Below are 22695 nucleotides of genomic sequence, written 5' to 3' on the forward strand. Positions count from 1 at the left end.
GCACTTCGCAACGCATGAACAGGCGCGTCGACGTGTGTTCTCATTCCTGGAAGGCTGGTACAACATACGCCGCCTGCACAGCAGCATCGGTTATTGCTCGCCGCTCGAATTTGAAAACCTGCATGCGCCACATCAACCGACATCGCATCGCGGGTTGCCCACCGCCGGGCAGCGTCATGGGCGAGAGAAGCGCCCCGCTGCCCGTCCGTGGACAACCCGCTGCTCAACGCCCAATGGAGGCTAAATCACATTCAATCTCTGACTGCAGATCGGTCCGCTGAACCGGGTCAACCTCAATGGACAGGTGAATCAGGAAACCGCCGAATTGATGCAGAGACTCGCGGCGACGCCACAACGAAGTGCGGCTAGCGATGCGCTGACGCAGCAGAGCTACGACGACCTCGCGAGGCTCAACGCGATCGAAGCTCGCGAGTTCGATCAGGCATACCTCGATCGCGAAGTCATCTTCCTGCAGCAACTGGTCAAATCGGTAGATGCGTTCATCCGGTCCACGCAAAACGCGGAATTGAAGATACTGCTCGTCCGGTCCCGCCCCTCTTTTATTTTCCATCTCGACCAGGCTCACCGACTTCAGTTGGCGCTCGAACGGCCAGGGTATCCACGATGATCTGCGCGGCGATTAAAGGACGCTCACCAGCTACATGAAGACCATGCAGGACACAGTGGCGGTCGCCTGCGAACACCGCGCACTCCCGGACAATCCGGCCACGTCGGTGCGCGGACCGGGCGCGCCGCATCGCCCTATAATATTTATCGGACGGTCTGGCGAATGAACGTTCCGGGGTATAGCTATGATCAATGCGGATCTTGGGCAACAGCTTGAGGGCTATGTCGCGAAGCTGGTTGAGTCGGGTCGCTACGCCTCTGAAAACGAGGTACTGCGCGAAGGCGTGAAGCTCATTCAGGATCGCGAACTGCAGCTCAACGCGCTGGATGCGATCATCGATCGCGGCATTGTCGATTCGGAGGCCGGACGGGGCAAGCCCGCCAGGGACGTGTTCGACCGGCTTGAAGCAAAGTACCATGCGATTGCGAGCACCAGGCAATGATTGTCCAGATCCTTCCTGAAGCCGAGGCCGACCTTGAGGCGATCGGCGACTACCTGGCCCGCGACAATCCCCGTCGCGCGCTGAGTTTCGTGCGCGAGTTGCGCGACAGGTGCCGGCGGCTTGCCGACGTGTACGTTGCATTCCCGATGGTGCCGCGCTACGAAGACCGCGGCGTGCGTCACCAGGTTCACGGCGGTCACCAGATTTTCTATCGTGTCGTTGGCGAGCCCCCCGAGCGCATCGACGTTATTCACGTCCTGCACAGCGCGCGCAACTACTCGGCGATACTGTTTCCCTGAAGTTTGCGTGAGCCACCCGACGACGATCCGATTGCTTCTGCGGGTGTGCTCTTGCTCAGGAACGGCGACGTTCTACGTAAACGCGTGCCTTTGCCGATTGTCCATACTTTACCGGGCATCGTTGAATGCAGATGCTCGCATGTGTGAAAACCCGACTTGCTTCGCCATTTCCGACGGGGCACACATCGATGCGTTTTCCGGATTTTCATGGGCGAGGTTACTGCGTCCATCGCACCAGGAAGGCATTTCGTACCTGATGGGCATCTTATTAGCGGGTCGCGCGATGTCGTTCATACGCGGTCTGGCACGAAACGCAGCGGGCCGTGTAGGGCGCGGCGACAAGCCGCTCATAACCGATCGGGTCCCCGCACTCGACGCATGCGCCGTAGAGACCGGCGGCGATGCGGGCCAGCGCTGCGTCTATCTTCTGCAGTTCGTCGAAATCGTGCCGCGCGAGCGCAGCGCGCAACTCGTCGCCCGCCTTGCGCGATGCCGTCTCGTCGGGATGCGACTCGGGGCCCAGCGCTTCGGGCGGCCGGGCTCCGGCGAGATCTCCGTATTCGCCGTGCAGCGTCGCCTGCAACTCACGACGGCGCTCGCAGAGCCTTTGCTGTAACAGCATGAGTTCGGATGAGGTGAGGGTGATCATGGACAGGTTCGATGAGTTCTGTAACGCCACGCACAACGGTGGCATCGCGAAGGCCTTCCGTCAGATTGCATGCCTGCCGATTAAGTATTTAACTCGCGTGCGATTCGAGTTCGACTGGCATTCGTCAAGTATAGGTTTTGCAAAACAGCAGTATCGACCCGTCGTTAGCGAGGCCGTACGAGACGCTCGGATATGGGGGTGGAACGGCATGCGTTGACTGGTGAACGGAGGATGCCATGGAATCTCGGCTGCCTATGCAGGAGGTCACAATTCCCATGAAGGACGTGCGTCTGATGGGCACGCTTACGCCGCCGCAGGACACTCGTTCACTGGTTCTGTTCGCGCACGGCAGCGGCAGCTCGCGGTTCAGCCCGCGCAACCGGTACGTGGCCGCGGAACTCAATCGGGCGAGCATCGGAACGCTGCTGATGGACCTGCTCTCCGAGCAGGAAGACACCGGCCCGGCTGCCCGCTTCGACATCGACCTGCTGGCGGCGCGTCTCGCGCAAGCGACGGAATGGATCGCGGCGCGGCAGACACCACCGCTTTCCGTTGGCTACTTCGGCGCGAGCACGGGCGCCGCTGCGGCGATCCGCGCGGCGCGGGTATCGTCTGTTCCGATCCAGGCCATCGTTTCACGAGGCGGGAGGCCCGATCTGGCAGGACGCGACGTGCTCTCGTCAGTGCACGTGCCTACGCTGCTGGTGGTCGGCGGGCTCGATACTCATGTCATCGAACTCAATCGCGCGGCGTTCGCCCTGCTCGAAGGCCCGAAAGATCTGGTGATCGTTCCCGGCGCGACGCACCTGTTCGAGGAGCCCGGCACGCTGGAAGCCGTCGCGCGGCTCGCTGTGCAATGGTTCGAGCGCTACCTCGGCAACTCGCATGGCAATGCAGGCGGTAACGCGTGATGCTGCACCCACCAGCGTAAGCCGGCCGTGCTGGCGAGGCACAAGAGCTGCGGCGGACGCACAGCGCCTACGCGAACGCACGCAGCACAAGCGCGTCGTCTGCGCGCCGCTCCACGCGGGCGCCCAACGGCGGGCTCTCCCGATTGAGCGTTTCTTCCAGCCATCGTATGCCTTCTTCAGGCGCACGGTTGACGCGGAAGCGGCGCGTCTGCGTGGGCGTCATCGACAGCTCGACCAGCTTGCCCGTAGCGATGTCGACGACGGGAAAATACATCAGCGAGAGATCGCCGCGATACGTTTCCTGACCGCCAATACCTTCATAGTCGTTGATGAAGTCACCGGCGCCGTACAGGATCAGCTTGTCCTGATACACCTCAATGCCCTTCACGTGGTGCGACGAATGACCGTGCACCACGTCCACTGCAGCCGAATCGATGAGATCGTGTGCGAAGCGCCGGTGCGACACGGGTATGTCGAAATCGAAGTTCTCGCCCCAATGGATTGAGACGACAACGACATCGGCCGGCTGCTTGAACCTACGCACCTGCGTCGCGATTGCGCGCACGGATTCGGCGGAAAGATCCGCGAGCCGATTCACACCGGGGCGGCGCCGGCCGGCGGCCCAGTCCTCGCCCACGCCGCTGCCTTGCGTCGCAAGGGCGAAGACCACCACCCTGCCGCGGCCCAAGAGTTCGATCAGGGCCGGCGTGGCCGCCTCGACGTCGTCCTGTCCCGCGCCGGCTGTATGAATGCCGGCGGCACGCAAGGTACTCAGGGTTTCCGTCAGACCGCAGTAGCCCCAGTCGAGCACGTGATTATTCGCGAGCGAGCAGCAGTCGATTTTCGCTGCGCTCAGGACAGGCGCATTGGCGGGATGCATGCGGTAGTGGATGCCCTTGCTGGGCCATGCGTCCTCGCTGGACGTGACGGCGGTCTCCAGATTGATGATGCGCGCGTCGGGATTCATGCGATCAAGTTCGCGCAGCGCATCGCCCCAAACGTAGTCGAACGGGACACGTTCCGGCAACGGGCCGGCATTCGCCTCGGCGAGACTCACATAGTCTTTCGCCGATCGGACATAGGGCTCGAAGAGATGGGGCCGGTTGGGATGCTTCAGTATCTGATCGATGCCGCGCCCCAACATCACATCCCCGCATAGAAACAGCGTGATGCAGTTCATGCGTCAGCCAGCAACGGAATCCCTTGTCGGTGCCGGTCGTCGCGTATCGGCAGCGGCATTCCGGCGCGTGGACGCTTTCAGAATAGTTCGCTGGCATTTCTGCGTCCAGGCGAGCGGTCCGTACAATGGCGACACACGTGTCGTTTTCGATCATTGACGTCGTCCCTGCACGTTTCGGCAAGGCGCGAGAGGCGATCAGCTTCCTGCCCGGATCATCCCCATTGAACTATGAAATCCCCCGCTGTCCCGCACAAACGCTTTTATGTCCTCGATGAGAAGGACAGGCCTGTCGAGGTGTTCGACTGCAGCGAGTGGTCGCACTGGATGTCTGAGAACGAACAGATCTTTCGCCGCACGTTGCTGGAAGAATCCCGTGTGACAATCACGACCCGCTTCCGCGGTGTGTCCGACACGGGTATCGGGGAGGCTCTGCTGTTCGTGACGCGCATTGCCGGAATGCAAGCACGGGACAACAAAAGCTACGGAGCACGTACGCTCGATGAGGCGATGGAGCAGCATGAGCGCGTCGTACAAAAAATCCTCCGGATGCTCGCCGGGCGGTGATCGCCATATTGCGGCTGATGTTCTTCGACCGTAGGCACGCCTTGCGGGAGGAAAACTGTGTGCCTGCGCGTTCACTGGAACGTCCGGCAGCCATTTGACCTGCCTTTCACCGCGACGCAAATCAGTGACCGCCGGCTAAACCGCCTTCGAACGCTCTGTCAGCAGAGCCGTGGAGGAATTGCCATGCTCGTTAGCGATGTGCTGCTGCGTGGCAACGGAACTGTTCCACCCGTTAGCGTCGCAAGCGGTCCTTCTCTGCTACCCGTTATTCAATCGACTCCCTTACCACGACAGCGCACTCTCGCGCCGTCACGACGCTTCAGCTCCCTGATGTACTTCGCCACCCCGCATCAAGCGCCGCGCGATGTCGGCCGTTTGCAGCGTCCCGCGTTCAGTCGGCGAATGGGCCGCGAGATAGCGGACGACCGCAATGAGAACATGCCGGCCCTCGCCAGTATTGCCCCACGCAGCAAACTGCCGAACACCGGCCTCCAGCATCTGATAGGCATGGAAACCCGCATCTTCGCGCAGCACCGCAAGGGCAAGCGTGCCGATCAGCGCCTGCGGCGGATGGCCAAGCGTGAGGTGCCGCGCCACCAGCCTTGCCGCAAGATCAACCTGTTGCTGCCGGTCGAGGGCGTCGAGCAACGCGGTGCGGATCGTTTCTTCGTCGGCAGGAAGGTCATCGAGCTGATCGTTGCCCTCGCCCGGAAGGCGGGCCGGTGGCACGTTCAAATACCGGGCAAGGTAGAGCGCCATGGCGCCATGCATGATGGCGCGTATGGCCGTGACATGACCGCCGATGCCCGCGTTTCCGATCCGCGTGAGCATCTGGTGGAGCGCGTTGGCATGGGTAAAGACGTGGTGCGCCGTCTCCCAGTCGGCGTGCTCGTTCGCATTGCCGAAGCGCGCTACGCGCAACGCCGCTCCGTAAGCGAGGGACTGTCCCAGGTCAGCAGGCGCGGCGCCTGCGCGGATCGCCGCTTTCAGCGCATCAATGATCTTCGCTGGATCGTCTCCGAGCAGTTCGCGGGCGAGCGACGCGTGGTTCGACCAGCCACGCCCGGCAGCGAGAAGTTGCCCCATCTGGCTGGCTGATTCGTCACACAGCGCGACAAGATCAACGGGCTGGCGCCAGGCGGTCGACTCCTCGGCGCCACGGGCGGTCACCATCTGGGCGACGATAGTAGGCAGCACAGCCGACGCGTGCTCCCAGCCGATCAGGTCGAGGCACTCAAAAGCCTTGTTGGTGAAGTCGAGCGAATGACCGGTGTCGGCGAACGCCCGTTCGGTCCCCGCCGACAGTAGGGCGTCGGCCAGCACAGATGGTGAGAGACCAGCGGCAATCGCCGTCAACAGGGTGCGCTCGGCCGCCTCGCGATGGCGCACGTTTGTCCAAAGTCGCAGCCAACGCTTGAGCGTGGCCGGCTCCGGCCGGCTTCCAAGCGGCGCACGTTCCCGCCGCGGCGCTTCGCCTTCGCAGTCTTCCGCCACACGGCGCGCACCATGAAACAGGGCGAGCCAGGCCTCGTCTTCTGGCAGTATGGGCAACAGATTGGCGAGCGCCGTCAATATCGTGAGACCGACGCCCCAGCCGTCACGGTTCTGCGCTCCGAACAGCGCGACCTGCCGCACAATATCGGCGGCCGGCACGTCGGCTGCGAGCAGACCATGCACGGCTTTGGCGATGACGAGCCCGAGGTCGTGTGCGAGGCCGTCCGCAAGCCGCTGATGCCAGTGCGCCGCGGGATCGGAATGTCCAAACGTGGTCGCCACCCAGACGTCGCCATTGCGCAGTTCGACTGCGCAGCTTGGTACATCGTCCGCCCATAGGTCAAACGTGCAGCCGCTTTCCAGATCGAAGCGGGCGTGGTGCCAATGACAGGTCAGGATGCCGTCCTCGACTGTGCCTCGCTCGAGCGGGAAGCCCATGTGGGGGCAGCGATTGTCGAGGGCGAAGACGCGCCCGCGGTCGTAGATGACGAGGATTGGACGATGGTCGCCTTGCACAACGAGCCGGCCCTTCTCCTTCAGCTCCTCCAGGCTCCCCACGAGCACGAATTCGTCATTCGGTGCATCCATGCGCATAACCTCCCGCATTCGTCCCTTCACGGACGTCGTAGGCACGCCCGGTCTCTTGTCAACAAAAGCATACTCTCCTGCAAAACGCGATTGGCGGGAGGGCGGATTGATTGCTTCTGTTGTCACGGATGCGTGCTTGACCAGCTGCGGTTCTATCATGCGCGACCTGGCGCCGCGCCCGTCGGCGGAAATTCCTGCTAGCGCGGCCCGACGACGGCCGCACAGACGGCGTACACTGCAAATACGGCGCAGCTGCCGTATCGGAGGTTGCTATGGTCCGAAAGTTCTCTGATCTGTTCAGGCGGCATCCAATGACAGGTGCCCCTGATGACACGGCCCACGCGGAATCTCAATCTCAACGCGATGAACACGCACGGTTTGCCCAGACGCAGGCGAAAAAGCTCTGGGAAACAGTCAGTCGTCGTCGCCACAGGGATATGAGAGGCCGTTAAGCGGGCAAAATGGACGAACCCATCGTCCGGAAACTCGAAACGCGTAATTCCGTGCCCCAGGGTGCTCCGGCTACTGGGGCCTCCGGCATCGTGTTTCGGGTATCCGGGCAGTTCCATCAACAGGCATTCTGCAATGAATGAGCCGCTCCTCCGGTTGTGAATTTGCCCCGATTGGGATGACGAAATCAGCGTTCTAAAACAGTCGGGTTCCTAATCAAGTAGCGCGGAATTCCGATTCTGCGGCCGTCAATTGACGCCGTGCAACCAGGCGCTGCTCGCGTTCCGCATCGGTGATGCGGCTGTCGCGTTGGTGTGGAACCTCGGAACCTACCGCGCTTAGTCGGAGTTCATTCGACCTCGAATCTCCGCGGCGGCATGCAGAATCTAGCCACTGCGTAGGTCCACGCGTCGCCGCCAGCGTGGCGCCGACCGCGTAGACGTCGATGCAATCCTCGCGGCGCAAATCAACTGACATGCGCACACCGGGTTTGGCAAGTTCCGTCGACGACTCGAGCCTTTGCCGTTCCAGCGTGTCAGATTGCATAGGTACGTTGCTGCGAGGAGTCCAGCATGACGTCGCGCCGATTGAAAATTTGCTGTGCCCCGTGGCACGAGCCCTGCTATATGCGTTCCCTTTTCGCCTGTGCATCGGTGTCCGTGCTTTGTGCCTGCGTACAGCCATGGGAGGGGTTCCGTGCCGGCGAACCGGAATCCGCCGTCGTCGCAAGGCTCGGGCCGCCGCGCGAGGTCTACGATCTTCCGAACGGTTCCAGGCGATTGATGTGGCCGACGCAGCCGATGGGCGAAGTCACCACGGCCGCAGATATTGACGCAGCGGGCAAGGTGATCACCGTCCGCCAGGTGCTGCAACCGGGCGAGTTCTACCGCGCGCAGCCCGGTAAGTGGACGAAAAGCGACGTCCTCGTTCAGTTCGGTCGGCCCGCAGAAACGGCGCACTTTCCACTAATGAAGCGCGAAGTATGGAGTTATCGATATCTGGAAGATGGCACGTGGTATCAGCTCTTTCACTTCTCTTTCGACGACTCGGGTGTACTGCGCTCGACCATGAAGAGCCCTGACCCGTTGCACGAACGTGATGGACGCCACCATCGGCCGTTCTGATTGCTCGGCTGCGAGGCTTACGCCCGGAAGCTGCATGGGCGCCGGATGCGCGGCCGGATGGGCATGGGACACGAATATGTCTGTCGCTTATCTAGCCGCGCACATTCTCGTCCTGTGCATCATGTGCGCGTGTTTGAGCGCAGCGCGGGCACAGGCGCAGGAGCAGGAGCAGGAGCAGGAGCAGGAGCAGGAGATTAACGCCGTCCTTGGCTACCACCGCACCGACGATCGAAGCGGACGGCTGCCGTGCCTGGCCTGACGTGGCAAAGTGCGTCGCACCTGCATCGCGACGCCCGCGTCGACGGCAGGGTCGATGGTCGCATCTATGCCCAGCCTTTCTACTGGCGCCCGCCCGGTGCGACGGCTGGGTTGGTGATCGCAATGGAAGCGAACGCCATCTATGCACTCGATTCGGCAACTGGCCAGGTCGTGCGGCGCACCGTGCCTGGGCCTCCGTTGCCGCGTGCGGCGTTGCCGTGCGGCAACATCGATCGGGTCGGCATTACCCGGCACGCCGGTGATCGATCCCCGCGCAGGCGCCCTCTATCTCGACGCCCTCGTGGTCGCCACGGTGAGCCGACGCATGGCCTGTCCTTGCGGGACGGCTCGGTGCGACCCGGTTGGCCCGTCGACGTCGCGCCAGCCTGCGCGCGCGAGGAATGTCGTTCGATTCGCGCCTGCAGAATGAACAAGGCCCGCCGGTTTTTCTCAACGGCCGGTTATCTGTACCGTACGGCGGCCATTTTGATGACTGCGGCGACTCCGCAAGTGGAGGCGGGTATGCACTTCGATGCGTTTTCCTTCGGTTCCATCCGCATAGATGGCGTGACATACGAGCATGACGTGGTGATCGACCGCGGGCAGGTTCGCAAGCGCAAGAAGAAGCCATCCAAGGCGTTTCGCGAAGTGTTCGGCCATACACCGGTATCGACGGCTGAGGCCATCCCCTGGAATTGCCAGTGCCTCGTGATCGGCACCGGCACCGGGGCACTGCCGGTGATGGAGGAGGTAAAGCAGGAGGCCGAGCGCCGGAAAGTCGAACTCGTTATCGTGCCGACGGAGCAGGCCATCGCCAGACTCAAGGAGCAGACAAGCCGAACCAACGCGATTCTGCATGTCACGTGCTAGGGGCGCTACTTGCGCAGCGTTTCAAAGGCGAGCCAGTCCGACCGAAACACCGTGGGGCGCCCGGGCGCTTCGTCACGAAGTGCCCGGTGAGCGCGCGAGTCCGGGCACACGACATGGAGAGATGAACAGCGCGGCTACAGCGCCCCGATGAAATCCTTCCACACTGTCGCTTGCATGGTCTCGGTTGCGGCATGACCATAACCCCGGATGATCAGCGCCGCGAGCTCAAGCTGTTTGAGATCGTTCGACTCGACAATGTCCACGACGTCGAATCGCCCGAGTGTCAGATAGCTGTCTTTCCAGGTGACGGAGGGGCATTCAGCTTTGATCTTCTCCGCCACTGTGTCGGCGATCTGTTTGAGTTCCCTGGGATCCTTGAACGCGTCAGGAGCGAGACGGCTGAGGATGACGTAGGTAGCCATGGAATACCTCCGTGCAAAATTGCTCCGCGAACAGGTACGGCAGTCACGCTTAAGCGGACGGCTACCAGTCCGGCGGTGCGTTGCTGTGCAACTTGATTATAGTAAGGTCCCCTGTCGTTAAAGCCTGAGGTCGCGGGCCTCGCTGGTCGTTTGCCAGCCGGTAATACGCGACGGGTCGTCGGCTTTATGCAAAGCCCGTCCATGACGGGCGGAAGGATTTTTGACCGTCCGCAGACGGCCTGACACAGGATGCACCCGGAACGGCGCAACGGCCGGGCGAGTTGCGCCCGACCCGCGTCAAGGCAATCCCCAGAGCGGTGGGCTCATGATCTCGTCATAGTCGGTGAACATGATGTTAAAGCTGATGCTCACGCGTTGCTGCGCACTCGTATTTGCGGACACTGAATGGGGTAGCCAGGCGGGGAACATTAACAATGTGCCTTCACTAACCGGCAAGACCACCTGATCCGTGTTGTATGCCGTTAACTCAGTGACGGGCGGACGAATAATGGCCGTCTGCGGGCGCGGATCATGAAAATTGATCGTGTCCGCACCCGTTGGGGAGCGCAGATAGTACACGCCGCTCAGGAAGTTGTTCGGATGACTGTGCATCGCGTGTGACCCGCCTGGCGCGAGCACATTGATCCAGCATCCGGTGATGCGAAATGAGGCGTCGGCTACTTTGAGAAAGATGAGCACGTCGCGCGCTGCCTGTTCGATGAGCGCAATCAGCGCAGCGAGCTCGGGCTTTCCATGCTGCTGGTGACCGGATTGCCACGCAGCCCCGCCGCTACGGGTGCCATCACCGCTCCGGATCAGGCCGTCCACGTATGCCATCAGATCCTGATCCAGGGGCTCGTAACACGCGGGCTCGAGCCGGCGCTGCCATACGAACGTCGGAAAAATGCGGACGATATCCGGAGTGGAAGTGGAAACTACCATTGCCGTGCCCGTGCTGCGCTGTATGAGACACCCATTTGTCACTATAGGTCGGAAGTCGGCACCTGTTTGCCTGCCGCATCAGTCGACCTTGGTAACAGACAATGACTGGGCGAAGCTCGCACCACTCAATCGCCTTTTGCAAACTCCGTGTACGGAACGGGTAGCGTTCCTACGTCGGCATAGCACTAAATTCGACGACCTTGAGCAAATGCGCACTGAATACGTGAATCGATCGGCGGCGATGACACGCTTTCCGCGCTTATATCGATGTCTGCGTTGTCCCGACTTAAGCAACGCTGGTCGCCTCGCCTGACATGGACTCATCCTTGTCGCGGGGTCAAGGGGCAACTCGGTCGTCTATCACACGCTGTGCGGCGCTAAGTCCTGCCGTCAAGGCGTCGTCCACCGTGCCGAATACGCGGTGTCCTTCCGTGACGAGCCGAATCGGTACGCCTATTGGTCTTCTCGGGTCCGCCGTGCAGATACTCACCACTGCAACGTACCCCACCGGGGGTCCATATGTGAATTCGTTCGATACAGCCCGCACAGACTCAAGCTTCACGGTCACCTCAAAGCCTTTGTACGAGTACATTTTTTCCATTGATTCACTCCCAGCCTGGCAGTCCGCGAGGCGCTCGTATTGATGCCAGCCCACTGACAGCGTCGCCTTGTCGCCCGTAAATCGTCTGGTTCCATGACGCACAGACAATCGACGCCGCTGTTGATGAGCCCGTACCCCCTCAACGAAATCTCAATCGAGTAGCCGGTGTACGGGATCAAGCGAATTGATATGACCGCCGTCCACCTCGGTGACGGCTTGCGTAGGGATCGATCGGATATGCGTTCATCGCGCGCGCCCTCAGTTCGTCAGGTTATCGGCACCTTAAACGAAACGCCAGCAACAAAGTTAAACATCTGTTCAGACGTTGATGGGCAGGCCATATGAAGCGTGCAGCAGTTTCTACTGCTGCTTTCCGTGCCTTGGGCCGTGAGCTGCTTGATTCGATATCCGGTGCCAGCTTCGATAACCGCCGATCTCCGCGGCGTGCCAGGTATCCGCGACGACGACCAGCGGTGCTACGACACGCCCTCGCCGCAGACGGATTAGACCAAGGTCCAATACAATTTTCCGGCACGGCATCCTACTCTAGCTACTTTCCGAGTGACATACACACTCGTCAACGGCGCGATGCCGCCGTTGAAACCGCTCATCATGGCGCAGGCTAGCGAGCCAGCGTGTGTTGCACAACCCCGGGGCATCGCCACGCGTACAAAGTGCCGCGTGCATTGTCGCTATCGCCTCCCAGCAAAATTCAATTGCACTGGTCAATCGATATTGCATAGAGGCTTGAAAATACACGCTATCTGCCGACACAAACGGTGAGTCCGCATGAATGCAGTAAAGCTGTTTCTCGAAGCCCAGCCATTGTTCACACTTTTCCTCACCGTGGCTCTCGGCTACATCGTCGGGGAAGTGAACATCAAGGGCGTCTGCCTCGGATCTGGAGCGGTCCTGTTCGTCGGTCTCGCGATTGGCGCCTTTGCGCCAAAGTCCTCCCCACCGGCCCTGCTAGGTACGCTCGGACTTTTGCTTTTCCTCTACGGAATTGGTATCCAGTATGGCGCACGGTTTTTTAAGGGCCTTTCGAGTCCGGACGGCATCAAGGCGAATCTAGCGGCCTGTCTGGGCGTACTCGCAGCCGGTATCGGCGGGTGGTGTCTCGTCCCGCTCGCAAGCTTCCGGCTCGCAGATGCGCTCGGCATGTTTGCCGGTACCGGTACAAGTACAGCCAGCCTTCAGGCGGCGATTGCGACGCTTAAAAACAATGATGCAGCCGTGGCGTACAGCGTAACTTATCCTATCGGCGTGGCCGGACCGATTCTGTTTCTTCTCCTGCTGAAGGTCGTTTTAAAACCAAAAATCGATGCACCAAACGCAAAGATCATCGATATGGCCGAGATCGCGCTGGCGAATGCGGATTTCATTGGGCTTAAGCTGTCCGAGCTGACTGCTCGCCTTCCGCAAGGTCTCGCCATCGCTGCTGTGCGCCGCAAGCATCACAACCAGTTACCAGCCGCGGACCTGGTGTTGTTGCAGGACGACGTTTTGCTTGCCACTGCGACCGATCCGGAACTGTTGCGCAAGACCGCGGAACTTTGCGGTCAGTTGCAGCCCGGCAGAATAGCGAGCCATCGCGAAGACCTCGATTACATGCGTGTGTTCGCGTCGAGTCCGCGCGTGGTTGGCACGTCTCTGCGTGAATTACGCTTTCCCGAAGGGGTCACATGCTCAATCGCCCACGTGCGACGTGGCGACGTAGATCTTCTGCCCAGCCCGGAAATTGTGCTGGAGTCGGGCGACCGCGTTGGCGTGCTCGTGAACCGCGCGCACATGCCCATAATTCGCACGTTCTTCGGTGATTCGATCAAAGGCACGGCGGATCTGAGCTTTGTCAGCCTCGGGATTGGCGCTGCTGCCGGCCTGCTGGCAGGCGCCGTCGCCCTGCCGCTGCCCGGTACGGGCGGCTTTACTTTGGGTCTCGCCGCGCTGCTGATACTCGCGCTCTGCCTCGGTAAAGCGCGGCGCAGCGGCCCATTCGTGTGGGTCATGCCGTTGTCGGCGAACCTGGTCCTGCGCAATCTCGGACTGACCATATTTCTTGCACAGGTCGGCATTTCATGCGGACCGAAATTCGTCGACACGGTTGGTACAACTGGACCCCTATTGCTGCTGTACGGGATTCTCGTCTTACTGGTGCTTGTGCTCGTCACCGCCGTATTCTCGATATGGGTCTTCAAACTCCCGTTCGACGCAGCGGTCGGCGTCATCTGTGGCGCGACAGGCAACCCGGCCATCCTCGCGTTCGCTAACCGCATCGCACCTACGGATCGCCCGGACGTAATGTACGCGATGATCTTCCCGTCCATGACCATCGTGAAAGTGCTCTTCGTGCAGCTCGCGATTTCCCTCTCGTCCGGGTAGGTGTGCTGCTCAGGGTGTTGCCAGTCCTTAATGGAGGAACACCATGGAGATAGCCGTTTTTAGCGCAACACGGTATGACCGTCGCTATTTCGCGTTCTGCAGCGAGGAATTCTTTCGTTCAGGCACGTCATGAGCATGCCTCCATTGAAGGAATTGAAACCCCATACTACTAACCGTCATTTCTGAACGGTCCGCCTTTCGTGGTATTCGTCCTTTTGGCGCGAAAAATCGCGGTAGCAGGGTGCCGAGCCGCCTATGGCAAGGCTTCGCGGATGTGTGAGCCGCGACAAATCGAGCTATTTCCAAGTCATCGATCGCCTGTACCGGAGGAGATATTCGATTCGAACTCGCATTCGGATCGTCTACCGCGACGACGCGGTGCAGACTGTCTACTATGACCCTGAGGCCGGAACGCTGCAAACGTAGTTACGCATACCCTGCGTCGCCTGCCGTGGAAAGACCGAACCCTAACGGTTCATCAAATAAGAGCCGCGTCATGTCCATTGCGTAGCCTGCTCCCGAAAGAGGACGCGGCGCGTTACTGAACATCGGCATCAGGCACCTTGCTCCAGCCCGGACCCGGGTCAAACGACTTCGTGGTCTGCGCCTTGGCGGCACTGTCCGGTCCGAGGTCTCGCTGATAGACCTGCCCCGCGTGGCTTACCATGAAACTCTTGATCCCAGTGTCTCCGTATTTGACCGGCCAGGCGATGACGGCGAATCCGCCGAACAGCTTTCCTCCGACAACGTAGTCATAGGCACCGCCGGGCGCGTGTGATCCTTGTGACTCGAGCAGCTTGTACTGATACCCGTAGTAGCCGGCATTCTTCGCATTGCGCGAACTCGCATCAACGAACGCGTCGCCCAGCGGACTCGGGGTTTCGTCCGGCCCGCCGGGCCAGTACAAACCGTCGTGTTTCCCGGGCGAACTCACCATCCGCGAAGCATAGGCAAGTACGCCCTCGCCGTCGTGGTTGGTTTGCGCATATTCGCGCTGCGCATCGTAGATCGCGAGCATTGTCTGAATGACGGCCAGTTCGTTGCGGCCGATGCGCCGCAAGCGCATTTCTTCCGCGCCAGCGTGCGTGTCAAAGTGCCATCCCTGCCTGGTCTTGACGAGTGGAACCGGAAACGTCCAGCCATTGTCGCCAACGACGATATGGGTGCGGCCAGTCTCCGCCGGCTCGATCATGTGGGACCTGGCCCACTCGGCGATAAACGTATCCCGCACCTCGGCTCCAACAGGTGGAATCAGTTCACGAAAGTCATTGCCGAAGATTGTGCGCAACGTGTCTTCACGATCTTTCACTACTGCATCGCCAAAGGCGTTCATCGCTGCCTCTGGCGAGCTGAAGTTCTTTTGCGCATACACCGCAGTTGTCGTTGCGACCGACAGGACAGCTACGGCCGCGAGCTTTGCGAGTTCGAGCGTCAGCCATTGCTGGACGACGGGTGAATGGAATTTCATGATTCCCTCCTTAACGCCTGCCGCCGCGAAATCCCCCGCCACCGGCACGCCCGGAGGGCCGGTTGAAGCCCGACCCCTGCATGCTCGATCTGCCCCTGTCGAAGTTGCGCTGCGCGCTACCGCCACTCGTGCCCACGCCGTTGAACGCGTTGTCACGTCCGCCGCTGTATCCACCACCGCGATTGTTACTGCTGACGCGATTCACGTCACCCCCTGCGCGATTCGGCGTACTCCGGTTCGCGCCAGCAGAACGGTCTGCCGTCGCCGCGCGATTGCCCGCCCCCGCCCGATCATTGGCGCCGAGGCGCGTACCCGTGTCTGTGCCACGGCCGCGATACTGGTCACGCGTGCCGGCACGCGGCGACTGGCCTGCGAATTTATCGCGCGTGGCATTGTCCCGGTAGGCGACGCCCTGGCGATGACTCGCATCATGCTGCCATCGGCCGCCCTGCCCCTGCACCTTGCTGCGATCGAAATTGCGATTGATGTTCGCGGCCTTGTCGACGTTGATGTTGACGTCGCCTCCACCCCAACACGAATTGCAGTCGCTGAAGATTGCACCGGCGGCAGCTATGCCAATGCCGAAGGCAAAGCCTGTCGCGAGGGCGGCACCGGGGTAATAGCCGGGGTAGTAAGCCGGGTACGGTGGCCAGTAGTAAGGCGGATACGCCGGATAGCTCCACGCGCCGTAGACCACCGTCGGGTTGTAGGCTGGCACGTAAATCACCTCGGGATTCGCCGGTTCAATCCGCACGATGGTCGACGTCGTCTGGCTGCCCGCCGGCGCGGGCTCGACAATCACGTTCTGCTGCTCGTTTGATTTCAGGTTGCCCGAGTCCTTCGCACGTGCCCGCAGTCGCTGCACGGCGGCGAAAACCTCTTTCTGCTGGGCGAGAAAGGCGTCGCCGAGCCTCTGTGCCCAGTCGAGCTTGTCACTCATCGGCTCAAGGATTTGCGGGAATGCCACCAGCGACTTCACGCTGGTGTCCCAAGGCTGATTCTCAACCGCCTTCACGGCGGCTTCACCCTTTACATTCGGATTCGCTTTCACCCAGCGCGCCGCGTACACGATCTCCAGCGGATACGTCGATGCCATCAATACCTGAGCCAGCACGGAGTCCGGGTAAAGCGCGATCGGCGCGACCAGAGCCTCGATCTCCTCAGGCTTGAATGGCGCGGGGCCCGATGACGCGGGGCCTGATGGCGCAGGGGTCATGGACGCCGGGCCCGATGATGCGGGGGCCGACGAAACGGAACCCGATGGGGCGGCGCCCAATGACACGGGACCCGATGGAGCAGGCCCCGGCGGACCGTGATCTGCACACGATGAAATTGCCGCAAGCAGAAGCGGCCATAAAAACAAGGCGCTCGCCCTTCGGGCTTTCCAGTTGGTCATAGCCACTCCTTCCGGCGATTTCTTGACGCGGACAACGAGGCTTTCCTGACAGTCACGGAACCGTCCGGTGCTTGCGTGGTTGTCTGCCCGGATGGTTGGGGCGTCGACAGCAATATCAGCAAAGCGAAAGCAACAACATGGAACCAGAACACAGCCTGCTCGAATCCCTCGAAGTCATCTCTCGCGTCGGCCCAAAATCGCGGATAGATCTACGGGATACACGGCGCGATAACTCTGAACGGCACGTGAGCCCAACTGCCCGACCACCCAGGCAATCAGGAATGCGTCTCACTGGCTCGCGCCATGGTGAGCGACCGAGATCGCAGCGTCGCGCTTCCTCTTCGCTTCCGCCTTCTTGTGGTCATACACCTTTTTTGCAGCCGCGACTTCACGGTCGTATTCGCGATTCGCCGCAGCAACCTGCTGGTGCATTCTCACTATCTCGTCCGGATGCTCGGCTGCCGCCGATGTGCCGGCTCCAGAATTGTTCTGCGCTCCAACGCCAAGGGACGCGAGTCCTAGCGTAGCGGCAATCAAGACGGCAATCGTGTGTTTCATGGCGAACTCCCGATGTTGTGCCTGCATTGTCTGTCTACCGGTAAAAAAACTGACGGCTTCCAGCCTATACGCGTTGACATGGATGTTGTATTGGACTTTGGTCCAATGTCTGGTTGGCGGCCACGGGGTGCTTACCAGAGAGCGCGGAAAGCCCTTCGTGAACGTCGGGGATGTAGAGCGCGTCGACCATTCGCAGTTCAGCGATTCGCGAGTGACCGGTCTCACCCGGAACTAAACGCGGACCTGCGAAACGAGCCGCGCGAAAACGAAATTCACGCTGCACGACGGGAGCGCGCCTGTTCGCTTACGGAGAATTCAGTCCGCTTCCAGCACGACGACCGTGCGCGGCTGTATCAAGCAGTGATCCAACTCAGTCGCTGCCTCGCGTGGCGCCGGAACAATGTCATGCGGGCTGCTCCGCGCGGTATCGACGATCCGGTGCCAGCGTCTTCCGTCGAGGACAGTGGGAAGCGCGACATGACATGCCGAATCGTCCATGTTCAGGACCACATGAAGGAGCGCCTCTCCCGGATCTTCACCGCCCAGGGTAAATGCGAGAAGCCGCGCTCGTGGATTCTGCCACTCGGGCTCATGCAGTCGTTCGCCGTGCCATGCGATGTCCGGGTGCGTGTGGCCCTGCACAGGTCGCCCTGTCAGAAAGCGCCGCCGGCGCAGACTCGCGTGACGCTTGCGCAGCGCGATCAGTTCGCGCATGAACCGCAGCATCTCCGATGCGGATTCGACCCGACGCCAGTCGAACCACGAAAGCGCATTGTCCTGGCAATAGCCATTGTTGTTGCCGTGCTGGCTACGGAGTACTTCGTCGCCCGCAAGCATCATCGGCACGCCCTGGCTCAGAAAAAGTATGGCCATCAGATTGCGGGCCTGACGGCCTCGCAGTTGAACGATTCCCGCGTCATCCGTTTCGCCTTCCACGCCGCAGTTCCATGACAGGTTGTCGCTCGAGCCGTCGCGGTTTTCTTCGCCGTTGGCCTCGTTGTGCTTGCCGTTGTAGCTGACAAGGTCGTATAGCGTAAAGCCGTCGTGACAGGTGACAAAGTTCACGCTATTGCCCGGCAATCTGCCGTCGTCCGCGTAAAGATCCGCGCTTCCTGCGATACAGGTTGCCACTGCGCCAATGATCCCGGCGTCACCGCGCACGAAGCGGCGAATCACATCGCGGTAACGTCCATTCCATTCCGCCCACGCCATGCCCGGAAACGCCCCGACGTGATAGAGGCCTGCGGCATCCCACGCTTCCGCAATCAGCGGCACGCGCGACAGGATGCGCGACGATTCGATCGCCCATGGAAGTGGCGGATCGGTCATCAGTTCGCCATGCCGGTCGCGCGCGAAGACGCTGGCAAGATCGAACCTGAAGCCGTCGACGCCCATTTCTTCGACCCAGTATTCGAGGCAATGCACGATGAACGCCGTCACGAGCGGATGGTTGCAGTTCACCGTGTTCCCACAGCCGGTGTAGTCGAGATAGCGGCGTGCATCGCGGGGATCGTGCTGATAGAAGATGTCGTTGGCGAACCCCTTGAAGTTGATGACGGGTCCCAACTCACCCGCTTCCGCTGTGTGATTGAAGACCACGTCGAGCAACACCTGAATTCCCGCCGCGTGCATGGCGTCCGTCATCGCGCGAAATTCGTTCACGGCGTTCGCCGGATCGACGCAATAGTGCGGATGCGGGCTGTAAAAACTATGCGTGCTGTAGCCCCAGTAGTTGACGAGACCGCGCGCGGCCACTGCGGCGGGCACGTCCTGTTCGTCGAACGCCATCACGGGCAGCAGTTCGACGTGCGTCACGCCGAGCTGCTGAAAATATGGAATCTTTTCGATCAGTCCGTCGAATGTGCCGGGATGCCGAACGCCGCTCGATGGATCGCGTGTAAAGCCGCCGACGTGAAGTTCGTAAATGATCGCTTGATCGAAACCACGCGCAACCGGCAAGCGCGGCGCAGCCGTGGATTTGACGACGATCGCGCGGTAAACCGCGTTCGCGACGTCCGCCAATTCGATGGCCGTGCGCCGGTCCCAGAGTATGTCGCTTACCGCATGCGCGAACGGATCAAGCAGTTCGCGGCGAACGTCGAACGCATACCCAGTGTTTTGAGTATCACGCGGCCCGTTCACTCGCCACGTGTAGAAGACGTGCGGAGCCAGATTCTCGACCAGTACGTGCCAATAGAAGAACGAGCGATTGTGCTCGGACGTAAGCACGACGACCTGGAACGGCTCCGTGCTATCCGGCGCTTCATACAGCAACAGTTCGACATGCGTCGCATGCCGGCAGAAGATGCAAAAGTTGACACCTTCAGGCACCACGGTCGCGCCTGGCGGAAAGCGTGATCCGGCGCGTACGACATAACGCTGGACCGGTTCGGCATCAGCTTCGGTCAAGGTCGATTCTCACAGGAGAGATCTTCCAGATGCGCTCGCAGTACTCGCTTATCGCGCGATCCGAGGAGAATTTCCCAGAGCGCGCCGTATTCAGAACCGACATGCGAGTCCAGCGCGCCGGGTCTTGCCACGCCGCGCTCACGCGCTCCTGACACGTCACGTAGTCGCCATAGTCGGCAAGTACCAGGAACGGATCGGATTGCAGCAGGTTCTCGACGAGCGGACGGAACACCTGCTTGTCGCCGCGCGAAAAATATCCGTCCGCGATCAGGTTGCGTGTCTCGCGCAATTCCGCGTTGTTTTCGGCGTATTGCGCAGGACGATAGCCGTCATACTTCACATGCTCCACCTGCTCGGCAGTCAGGCCAAACAGGAAGAGGTTTTCATCGCCCGCTTCTTCGCGAATCTCGACATTCGCGCCGTCCAGCGTTCCAATCGTGATGGCGCCGTTCATCATGAATTTCATGTTGCCGGTGCCGGACGCTTCCTTGCCGGCCGTTGAAATCTGCTCCGACAGATCGGCGGCCGGATAGATTGGCCAGCACGCCGCGCCGCGCCGCAGCGCATCGGCATCCAGCCCGCTACGCGCGGGATCGCCGTTGCGGGTTGCGCTGTCGATCGTGTCGGCGGCCATGGTGTACCCCTCCAGTTATCGGGCGGCGTTCAATCCGGCCATACCCAGTCGGTGATCTCCGCGCGGTCGATGCCATGCGTGTGCGCGTAGTTCAGGTTGCTGATGATTGCGTTCTTCATGTCTTCCCTGAGATGCGCGGTCCGCCCTTGCAAACGCGGCACGCGGTCGAGCACATCGATCACCAGATTGAAGCGGTCGACCTGATTCAGTATCGCCAGTTCGAGCGGTGTGTTGATGTTGCCCTTCTCCTTGTAGCCGCGCACGTGCAGATGCTCGTGATTGCGGAACCGATAGGCGAGCTTGTGAATCAGCCACGGGTAGCCGTGGAAGTTGAAGATCACCGGCTTGTCTACCGTGAAGAGGCTGTCGAATTCGCGCTCGGTCGAGCCATGCGGATGTTCGCTCGCGGGCTGCATCCTGAAGAGATCGACGACGTTCACGAAGCGCAGCCTGAGTTCGGGCAGCCGCTCACGCAGGATGGCAGTGGCCGCAAGCGCCTCCTGGGTCGCGACGTCGCCGCAGGAGGCCATCACGACATCGGGCTCTTCGCCTTCGTCGTTGCTCGCGCGCCGCCACACGCCAAGTCCCTTCGCACAGTGCACGATGGCCTCGTCGATGGTGGTGAATTGCAGGTGCTTCTGCTTGTCTGCGACGATCACGTTGATGCAGTCGGTCGAGCGCAGGCATTCGTCGGCCACGGCAAGCAGCGTGTTCGCGTCGGGTGGCAGGTAGACGCGCGTCACGGACGGGCTCTTGTTGGTGACGAGATCGATGAAGCCCGGGTCCTGATGCGAGAAACCGTTGTGATCCTGCCGCCACACCGTCGACGACAGCAGGATGTTTTGCGACGACACCGACGCACGCCACGGCACGTGGTTCTTGCAGATGTCGAGCCACTTCGCGTGCTGGTTGAACATCGAATCGATCACATGCGCGAACGCTTCATAAGTATGGAAGAAACCGTGCCGCCCCGAAAGCAGATAGCCTTCGAGCCATCCCATCAGCGTGTGTTCGGACAGAATCTCCATCACCCGGCCGTCACGCGCGAGTTCTCCGCCGTCTTCGTCCTCCGGCAGCATGTCGGCCATCCAAACCTTCTTGCTGACTTCGTAGATCGACTGAAGGCGGTTGGACGCCGTTTCGTCGGGGCCGAACACGCGGAAGGTGCGCATGTTCTCGCGCATCGTGTCGCGCAAAAATTCCCCGAGCGGCTTGGTGTTCTCTTGCAGCACCTTACCCGCTTGTGTCACGTCCACCGCATAGTCGCGGAAATCGGGCAGCTTCAACTCCCTGCGCAGCATGCCGCCGTTGGCGTGCGGATTGGCGCTGAGGCGGCGCGGCCCTTCAGGGGCGAGCGCTTTCAGTTCGGGAATCAGCCGCCCGTCGGCATCGAACAGTTCTTCGGCCTTGTAGCTGCGCAGCCAGCTTTCCAGCAATTCCAGGTTCGCAGGGTTGCCGCGCACGTCGGCGAACGGCACCTGATGCGAGCGCCACGAGCCTTCGACCTTGTGGCCACGGATCGTCTTGGGGCCCGTCCAGCCTTTGGGCGTGCGCAGCACGATCATCGGCCAGCGCGGCCGCTCGACATCGCCGCCCGCGCACGCCTTCTCGTGAATTGCGCGGATCTCCGCCACGATTACATCGAGCGTGCTCGCCATCTTCTGATGCATCTCGATATGGTCCGACCCTTCGACGAAATACGGCGTGTATCCATAGCCGACAAACAGCGCCTCCAGTTCATCGTGACTGATGCGCGAGAGCACCGTCGGGTTGGCGATCTTGTAGCCGTTCAGGTTGAGAATCGGCAGCACGGTGCCGTCGCGCGCCGGATTGACGAACTTGTTTGAATGCCACGCGGTGGCGAGCGGTCCCGTTTCCGCCTCGCCGTCACCGACGACGCACGTCACGATCAGGTCGGGATTATCGAGCGCCGCGCCGTACGCATGCGACAGGCTGTAGCCCAGTTCGCCTCCCTCATGGATCGAGCCGGGCGTCTCGGGCGTCACATGCGAGCCGATATGCCCGGGAAATGAAAACTGCTTGAAGAACTTCTGCATGCCTTCTACATCTTCGCTCTTGTCGGGATACACCTCCGAGTAAGTGCCTTCGAGATACGCAGGGCCGAGCACGCCGGGCGCACCATGCCCTGGGCCCGCCATGAAGATCACATCGAGATCGTCGCGCCTGATGACGCGGTTCAAATGCGCCCACACGAACGACAGCGCCGGGCTCGCGCCCCAATGCCCGAGAAGGCGTTGCTTCACATGCTCGGCCTTCAGCGGTTCGCGCAGCAGCGGATTGTCCATCAGATAAATCATGCCGACGGACAGATAGTTGCATGCCCGCCACCAGGCATCGATCAGCCGAAGTTCGTCCGAGCTCAGGGGAGTTTGCTGCAAAGCGTCTGACGAGGAGTGCGTGTCCAT

The 22695-nt window shown here is 61.0% G+C and carries 20 protein-coding genes and 1 pseudogene; 10 read left to right on the forward strand and 11 right to left on the reverse strand.

Annotation, left to right across the window (positions count from 1 at the left end; genetic code table 11):
• From GCT13_RS51445 to GCT13_RS39380, 4 genes are all read left to right on the forward strand, one after another.
• Window positions 1-244, forward strand: a 244-nt coding sequence (locus GCT13_RS51445) for an IS3 family transposase (protein WP_407670898.1), incomplete at its 5' end; no start/stop codon positions are given.
• A gap of 84 nt (window positions 245-328) precedes the next feature.
• Complete coding sequence (locus GCT13_RS39370; RefSeq protein ID WP_265335331.1) at window positions 329-628, forward strand: DUF4142 domain-containing protein; 300 nt, start codon at window positions 329-331, stop codon at window positions 626-628.
• Window positions 629-812: 184 nt separating this feature from the next.
• Window positions 813-1070 carry a type II toxin-antitoxin system ParD family antitoxin gene (locus GCT13_RS39375; protein ID WP_152767321.1) on the forward strand — a complete coding sequence of 86 codons (258 nt, stop codon included), beginning with the start codon at window positions 813-815 and terminating at the stop codon, window positions 1068-1070.
• Entirely contained in the window at window positions 1067-1369 is a 303-nt protein-coding gene (locus GCT13_RS39380; protein ID WP_152767322.1) for a type II toxin-antitoxin system RelE/ParE family toxin, read from the forward strand. The genes GCT13_RS39375 and GCT13_RS39380 overlap by 4 nt, the downstream gene beginning before the upstream one ends.
• Window positions 1370-1637: 268 nt before the next feature.
• Here the strand turns inward: GCT13_RS39380 and GCT13_RS39385 are convergent, their stop codons facing one another.
• A complete protein-coding gene (locus tag GCT13_RS39385; protein ID WP_152767323.1) occupies window positions 1638-2018 on the reverse strand; it encodes a TraR/DksA family transcriptional regulator in 381 nt (126 codons plus the stop codon).
• A gap of 236 nt (window positions 2019-2254) precedes the next feature.
• Here GCT13_RS39385 and GCT13_RS39390 point away from each other — a divergent pair, with 236 nt between their 5' ends.
• Window positions 2255-2929 carry a dienelactone hydrolase family protein gene (locus GCT13_RS39390; protein ID WP_152767324.1) on the forward strand — a complete coding sequence of 225 codons (675 nt, stop codon included), beginning with the start codon at window positions 2255-2257 and terminating at the stop codon, window positions 2927-2929.
• Between the two features lie 67 nt (window positions 2930-2996).
• Here GCT13_RS39390 and GCT13_RS39395 read toward each other — a convergent pair whose 3' ends face one another.
• Window positions 2997-4109 (reverse strand): CapA family protein, encoded by a 1113-nt coding sequence (locus GCT13_RS39395; protein ID WP_152767325.1) that lies wholly within the window; start codon window positions 4107-4109, stop codon window positions 2997-2999.
• A 228-nt stretch (window positions 4110-4337) separates the two neighbouring features.
• Between GCT13_RS39395 and GCT13_RS39400 the strand changes: the two genes are divergently transcribed.
• Window positions 4338-4673: a hypothetical protein gene (locus tag GCT13_RS39400; RefSeq protein ID WP_152767326.1), complete on the forward strand. Its 336-nt coding sequence runs from the start codon at window positions 4338-4340 to the stop codon at window positions 4671-4673.
• A gap of 309 nt (window positions 4674-4982) precedes the next feature.
• On the opposite strand, the gene GCT13_RS39405 is transcribed toward GCT13_RS39400, so the two are convergent.
• Window positions 4983-6755 (reverse strand): Rieske (2Fe-2S) protein, encoded by a 1773-nt coding sequence (locus tag GCT13_RS39405; protein ID WP_227747243.1) that lies wholly within the window; start codon window positions 6753-6755, stop codon window positions 4983-4985.
• A gap of 1076 nt (window positions 6756-7831) precedes the next feature.
• Between GCT13_RS39405 and GCT13_RS39410 the strand changes: the two genes are divergently transcribed.
• The 3 genes from GCT13_RS39410 (at window position 7832) to GCT13_RS49965 (ending at window position 9457) form a co-directional block, all read left to right on the forward strand.
• The gene (locus GCT13_RS39410) at window positions 7832-8329 is read left to right on the forward strand and encodes a hypothetical protein (protein ID WP_152767343.1); all 498 of its coding nucleotides are present in this window, start codon (window positions 7832-7834) and stop codon (window positions 8327-8329) included.
• 76 nt (window positions 8330-8405) lie between these two features.
• Window positions 8406-8588, forward strand: a complete 183-nt coding sequence (locus GCT13_RS39415) for a hypothetical protein (RefSeq protein ID WP_152767328.1) — start codon at window positions 8406-8408, stop codon at window positions 8586-8588.
• On the forward strand, window positions 8576-9457 hold the full coding sequence (locus tag GCT13_RS49965; protein ID WP_321574913.1) for an MTH938/NDUFAF3 family protein: 882 nt from the start codon (window positions 8576-8578) through the stop codon (window positions 9455-9457). Before GCT13_RS39415 ends, GCT13_RS49965 begins: the two co-directional genes overlap by 13 nt.
• A 134-nt stretch (window positions 9458-9591) precedes the next feature.
• Here the strand turns inward: GCT13_RS49965 and GCT13_RS39425 are convergent, their stop codons facing one another.
• Together GCT13_RS39425 and GCT13_RS39430 are read right to left on the reverse strand one after the other, a co-directional pair.
• A complete protein-coding gene (locus GCT13_RS39425) occupies window positions 9592-9879 on the reverse strand; it encodes a GYD domain-containing protein (RefSeq protein WP_090869651.1) in 288 nt (95 codons plus the stop codon).
• Window positions 9880-10176: 297 nt separating this feature from the next.
• Complete coding sequence (locus GCT13_RS39430) at window positions 10177-10821, reverse strand: 2OG-Fe(II) oxygenase family protein (protein ID WP_152767329.1); 645 nt, start codon at window positions 10819-10821, stop codon at window positions 10177-10179.
• Between the two features lie 1390 nt (window positions 10822-12211).
• Between GCT13_RS39430 and GCT13_RS39440 the strand changes: the two genes are divergently transcribed.
• Entirely contained in the window at window positions 12212-13804 is a 1593-nt protein-coding gene (locus GCT13_RS39440) for an aspartate-alanine antiporter-like transporter (protein WP_152767331.1), read from the forward strand.
• Between the two features lie 538 nt (window positions 13805-14342).
• On the opposite strand, the gene GCT13_RS39445 is transcribed toward GCT13_RS39440, so the two are convergent.
• The 6 genes and pseudogenes from GCT13_RS39445 to GCT13_RS39470 form a co-directional block, all read right to left on the reverse strand.
• Complete coding sequence (locus GCT13_RS39445; RefSeq protein ID WP_152767345.1) at window positions 14343-15272, reverse strand: DUF2950 domain-containing protein; 930 nt, start codon at window positions 15270-15272, stop codon at window positions 14343-14345.
• Window positions 15273-15282: 10 nt separating this feature from the next.
• Window positions 15283-16668, reverse strand: coding sequence for a DUF3300 domain-containing protein (locus GCT13_RS39450; protein ID WP_407670926.1), 1386 nt, complete (start codon window positions 16666-16668; stop codon window positions 15283-15285).
• A gap of 288 nt (window positions 16669-16956) precedes the next feature.
• Window positions 16957-17226 (reverse strand): hypothetical protein, encoded by a 270-nt coding sequence (locus GCT13_RS39455; RefSeq protein ID WP_152767346.1) that lies wholly within the window; start codon window positions 17224-17226, stop codon window positions 16957-16959.
• Between the two features lie 315 nt (window positions 17227-17541).
• Window positions 17542-19557, reverse strand: coding sequence for a glycogen debranching protein GlgX (gene glgX, locus GCT13_RS39460; protein ID WP_407670927.1), 2016 nt, complete (start codon window positions 19555-19557; stop codon window positions 17542-17544).
• Between the two features lie 64 nt (window positions 19558-19621).
• Window positions 19622-20170 (reverse strand): annotated as a pseudogene (locus tag GCT13_RS39465) (glycogen/starch/alpha-glucan phosphorylase); the annotation flags it as partial.
• Between the two features lie 128 nt (window positions 20171-20298).
• Window positions 20299-22695 (reverse strand): phosphoketolase family protein, encoded by a 2397-nt coding sequence (locus GCT13_RS39470; protein WP_152767334.1) that lies wholly within the window; start codon window positions 22693-22695, stop codon window positions 20299-20301.

This window comes from Paraburkholderia franconis, assembly GCF_009362735.1.
Taxonomy (GTDB): domain Bacteria; phylum Pseudomonadota; class Gammaproteobacteria; order Burkholderiales; family Burkholderiaceae; genus Paraburkholderia; species Paraburkholderia franconis.